A 5,008-nucleotide genomic window follows, 5' to 3' on the forward strand; every position below is an offset into this window, starting at 1 on the left:
CCCGGATCCCGCGCCGACTCCACCCCCCAGCCCGCTGAGGCCGAAGCCGAATAGACCGTCGGAGCCACCGAACCCCCAGGGGGCGTCCCCTGGGGGTTCGCGTCGGGTCAGGGCATCCGGTATCCTTGTGTTTTGGCGCGTCGTGGGCGCGTCATCTGAACTCGCACCGCGAATCCCGTCCGGGGTCGCTCGGTGTTCGCCTCACCGATCCGGTGGGACCAAGCAGAGAGCGCCAGGGTTCCCCCCTGGTGTGCCGCCCTCGGCCCGGTGCCGGGGGTAGGCCCCCGTCCGGGGGCTGGTAAGCCACGCGTGGGACCGGTTGAGTCCGGAAGCGCGCGCAGACGAAGGGTTTCCGCGGTGTACGCGATTGTCCGCGCAGGCGGCAGGCAGGAGAAGGTCGCCGTCGATGACGTGCTGACCGTCGACAAGCTGGCCGGTGACGTCGGCTCGACCGTCAGGCTTCAGGCCCTGCTGGTCGTGGACGGCGACGACGTCGTCAGCAAGTCGGCCGACCTGGCGAGCTACGAGGTGACCGCCGAGATCCTCGGCGCGGTCAAGGGCCCGAAGATCAACATCATGCACTACCGGAACAAGACCGGGTACAAGCGGCGGATGGGTCACCGTCAGCCCTACACCGAGGTCAAGATCACCGGTATCAAGGCCGGGAAGTAAGGGAGAGCGGTCACATGGCACACAAGAAGGGCGCATCGTCCAGCCGTAACGGTCGCGACTCCAACGCCCAGCGCCTCGGTGTGAAGCGGTTCGGCGGCCAGGTCGTCAACGCCGGCGAGATCCTCGTCCGGCAGCGCGGTACCCACTTCCACCCCGGCCCGGGCGTCGGGCGCGGCGGCGACGACACGCTGTTCGCGCTGGTCGCGGGCTCGGTGACGTTCCGCCGTTACCGCGGCCGCAACGCCGTGAGCGTCGTCCCGCCGGCGGAATAGTCCGCCGGGGGCACACACTTCTGCAAGGGGCGGACCGTTCTCGGTCCGTCCCTTCGCCTTTCATCGAGGAGAGTCACCGTGGCCGCTGCAGCGGGATCGGGCGCGCAGTTCGTCGACCGGGTGGTACTGCACGTCGCCGCGGGCAACGGCGGCAACGGCTGCGCCTCGATCCACCGGGAGAAGTTCAAGCCGCTCGGCGGCCCGGACGGCGCGAACGGCGGGCGCGGCGGCGACGTCGTCCTGGTCGTCGACTCCAACGCGGCGAGCCTCCTGGAGTACCACCGGCGCCCGCACCGCAAGGCGGGCAACGGCCGTCCCGGGCAGGGCGGCCACCGGACGGGCGCGGACGGCGGCGACGTGATCCTGACCGTCCCGGACGGAACCGTCGTGAAGTCGGGCGAGGACGTCCTGGCCGACCTGGTCGGCGAGGGCACCCGCTACGTGATCGCGCGGGGCGGCAACGGCGGCCTCGGCAACGCCGCGCTGGCGTCCGCCAAGCGCAAGGCGCCGGGGTTCGCGCTGCTGGGCGAGCCGGGCGAGGAGACCGACGTCGTCCTGGAGCTGAAGAGCGTCGCCGACGTGGCGCTCGTCGGGTTCCCCAGTGCGGGCAAGTCGTCGCTGATCGCGGCGCTGTCGGCCGCCAAGCCGAAGATCGCCGACTACCCGTTCACGACGCTGATCCCGAACCTCGGCGTGGTGAGCGCCGGCGACACGACCTTCACGGTCGCGGACGTGCCGGGCCTGATCGAGGGCGCCAGCGAGGGACGCGGCCTCGGCCTTGACTTCCTGCGCCACATCGAGCGCTCGTCCACCCTCGCGCATGTCCTCGACTGCGCCACGATGGAGCCGGGACGCGACCCGGTCAGCGACTTCGAGGTCATCGAGCGCGAGCTCCAGGCGTACGACCGGGTCCTCGGCGACCGGCCGCTGTCGGACCGTCCCCGCATCGTCGTCCTGAACAAGGTCGACGTCCCGGACGGCCGCGACCTCGCCGAGATGGTGAGGCCCGAGTTCGAGGCGCGCGGCCTGAAGGTCTTCGAGGTGTCGGCGGCGTCGCACGAGGGGCTGCGGGAGCTGTCGTTCGCGATGGCGGCGATGGTGGAGGAGTACCGCGCGTCGCTGCCGCCCGCGGAGCCCACCCGCATCGTCATCCGGCCCGAGCCGGTCGGCGGCGACACCGACTTCGAGGTCAGGGACCTCGGCGGCAACACGTACCTGATCACCGGCACGAAGCCGGTCAGGTGGCTGCGGCAGACGGACTTCGCCAACGAGGAGGCCGTGGGGTACCTCGCCGACCGGCTCGCACGGCTCGGTGTGGAGGAGGCGCTCGCCAAGGCGGGGGCCGCCGCCGGCGCCACGGTCCTGATCGGCACGATGGACGACTCGGTCGTCTTCGACTGGGAGCCCGAGGTCCTCGCCGGCGAGGGCGCGCCGGGGCCCCGCGGCACGGACCGGCGCCTGGGCGGGCACCGCCGAACTCCGGAAGAGAGACGTTGATGAGCGGGCGCGAGGCGATCGCGAAGGCCCGCCGGATCGTGGTGAAGGCGGGCTCGTCGTCGCTCACGACCCCGGAGGGCGTGCTCGACGCGGGCCGCATCGACGCGCTGGTGGACGTGCTGGCCTCCCGCCGCGCGGACGGCACCGAGATCGTCTTCGTCTCGTCCGGCGCGATCGCCGCCGGCCTGGGGCCGCTGGGGCTGACCCGGCGCCCCCGCGACCTCGCCACCCAGCAGGCGGCGGCGAGCGTCGGGCAGGGCCAGCTGTTCGCGCGCTACACCTCGTCGTTCGCCCGGCACGCGCTGACGGCCGGGCAGGTGCTGCTCACCGCCGACGACATGATGCGCCGCTCGCACCACCGCAACGCCCAGCGCACGCTGGCGCAGCTGCTCGCGCTCGGCGTCCTGCCGATCGTGAACGAGAACGACACCGTCGCGACCGACGAGATCCGGTTCGGCGACAACGACCGGCTCGCCGCGCTCGTCGCCCACCTGATCCGCGCGGACGCGCTGCTCCTGCTGTCGGACGTGGACGCCCTGTACACCGGTGACCCGCGCCGCCCCGGCGCCCGCCGCGTCGGCGACGTCCGCGGGCCGGACGACCTGAAGGGCGTCGAGCTGGGCCGGTCCGGGCGGGTCGGCACCGGCGGCATGGTCACCAAGGTCGAGGCGGCCCGGATCGCCGGCATCCCGGTGGTGCTCACCAACGCGGCGTCGGCCGCGCAGGCGCTCGGCGGCGAGCAGGTCGGCACCCTCTTCCATCCGGCAGAGGGGCGCCGCATGTCGACGCGGAACCTGTGGCTCGCCCACGCCACCACCGGCCAGGGACGGGTCACGCTGGACCCGGGCGCGGTCGAGGCGGTCGTGCGGCGCCGCAAGTCGCTGCTCCCGGCGGGTGTCACCGGCGTGCAGGGCGACTTCGCCGCCGGGGACCCCGTCGACCTGTGCGACACCGACGGCGGCGTCCTCGCGCGCGGCCTGGTGAACTACGACGCGTCCGAGATCCCGGACCTGATGGGACGCTCGACGCGGTGGCTGGCGCGAGAGCTGGGCCCGGAGTACGAGCGCGAGATAATCCACAGAGACCACCTGGTGATCCTTACCGATGAACGTTGAGTTGCGGCGCGCTGTCGTCACCGGGGCGTGCATAACGACGACACGCCGCAAGTCGACGAAGAAAGGAACGTGATGAGCGAGCTGGAGCGCGAGAGGTTCCTGCTTGTGGCGGGGCGCGCCAGGGAGGCCGCGGCAGGGCTCGCGCCGCTGCCGCGTGCGGCGAAGGACGCGGCGCTGAACCGGATCGCGGACGCCCTGGTCACCGCGGCGCCGGAGATCGTCAAGGCGAACGAGGCCGATGTCGCGCGGGCCCGGGAGAACGGCACGTCGGAGTACATGATCGACCGGCTGAGCCTGTCGGAGGAGCGGATCGCCGCGATCGCCGAGGCCGTCCGTAAGGTCGCGGCGCTGCCCGACCCGGTGGGGGAGTCGGTACGCGGGAACGTGCTGCCGAACGGCCTGGAGCTGCGGCAGGTCCGGGTGCCGCTCGGCGTCGTCGGGATGATCTACGAGGGCCGGCCGAACGTGACCGTGGACGCCGCCGCGCTGTGCCTGAAGAGCGGGAACGTGGCGCTGCTGCGGGGCTCCTCGTCGGCGTACGACTCGAACACGGCGCTGGTCGAGGTGATGCAGGGCGCGCTGGCCGGTACCGAGGTCCCGCCGGACGCGGTGCAGCTCGTCCCGGGCACGTCCCGGGAGTCGGTGAAGCACCTGATGCGGGCGCGCGGCCTGGTGGACGTGCTGATCCCCCGCGGCGGCGCCTCGCTGATCAACTCGGTGGTGGAGGAGTCGACCGTCCCGGTGATCGAGACGGGGGTGGGGAACTGCGCGGTGTACGTGGACGCCGCCGCCGACGTCGACATGGCCCTGGAGGTGCTGCTGAACGCCAAGACGCAGCGTCCCTCGGTCTGCAACGCGGCGGAGACGTTCCTCGTGCACGCCGGCATCGCGGACACGTTCGTCCCGCGCGCGCTTGAGGCGCTGAAGGTCGCCGGAGTCACGGTCCACGGCGATGACCGCATCCGGTCGTACGGCCGGGACGTCGTGGAGGCGACCGAGGACGACTGGCGCGCCGAGTACCTCTCCCTCGACATTGCCGCCCGCGTCGTGGACTCCCTCGACGACGCCGTCGCGCACATCCGCCGGTACGGTTCGGGCCACACCGAGGCGATCGTCACGGGGTCGCAGCCTGCCGCGAAGCGGTTCGTCGCGCTCGTGGACTCGGCGGCCGTGATGGTGAACGCCTCGACGCGCTTCACCGACGGTGAGGAGTTCGGCTTCGGCGCGGAGATCGGCATCTCGACGCAGAAGCTGCACTCCCGCGGTCCGATGGGGCTGCCCGAGCTGACGTCCACCAAGTTCGTCGTGACCGGTGAAGGCCACGTGAGGGGCTGACCTCGCCCGGCACGGCGGCGTGCAAGTTGTGACATTTTTGCCATTGATGTCACGTTGTGGGGTGTGGTCTGATTCACGACTGTGACCCGTGAGTACAGCCGCCGCCGTGTCCTGAAG

5 protein-coding genes are annotated in these 5,008 nt (G+C 72.0%); all 5 read left to right on the plus strand.

The genetic code is table 11. From position 1 onward, the window contains the following. Positions 1–357 precede the first annotated feature (357 nt). The 5 genes from rplU (at position 358) to E1285_RS43135 (ending at position 4,891) form a co-directional block, all read left to right on the plus strand. Positions 358–672 (plus strand): 50S ribosomal protein L21, encoded by a 315-nt coding sequence (gene rplU, locus E1285_RS43115; RefSeq protein ID WP_132160693.1) that lies wholly within the window; start codon positions 358–360, stop codon positions 670–672. Positions 673–686: 14 nt separating this feature from the next. After that, positions 687–944: a 50S ribosomal protein L27 gene (gene rpmA, locus E1285_RS43120; RefSeq protein ID WP_132160694.1), complete on the plus strand. Its 258-nt coding sequence runs from the start codon at positions 687–689 to the stop codon at positions 942–944. A gap of 78 nt (positions 945–1,022) precedes the next feature. Then, complete coding sequence (gene obgE, locus E1285_RS43125) at positions 1,023–2,441, plus strand: GTPase ObgE (protein ID WP_132160695.1); 1,419 nt, start codon at positions 1,023–1,025, stop codon at positions 2,439–2,441. Next, positions 2,441–3,556 (plus strand): glutamate 5-kinase, encoded by a 1,116-nt coding sequence (gene proB, locus E1285_RS43130; protein ID WP_132160696.1) that lies wholly within the window; start codon positions 2,441–2,443, stop codon positions 3,554–3,556. Before obgE ends, proB begins: the two co-directional genes overlap by 1 nt. A 72-nt stretch (positions 3,557–3,628) precedes the next feature. After that, on the plus strand, positions 3,629–4,891 hold the full coding sequence (locus tag E1285_RS43135) for a glutamate-5-semialdehyde dehydrogenase (RefSeq protein ID WP_132160697.1): 1,263 nt from the start codon (positions 3,629–3,631) through the stop codon (positions 4,889–4,891). Positions 4,892–5,008: the final 117 nt, after the last annotated feature.

The sequence above is a fragment of the Actinomadura sp. 7K507 genome (assembly GCF_004348425.1).
Lineage (GTDB): Bacteria > Actinomycetota > Actinomycetes > Streptosporangiales > Streptosporangiaceae > Spirillospora.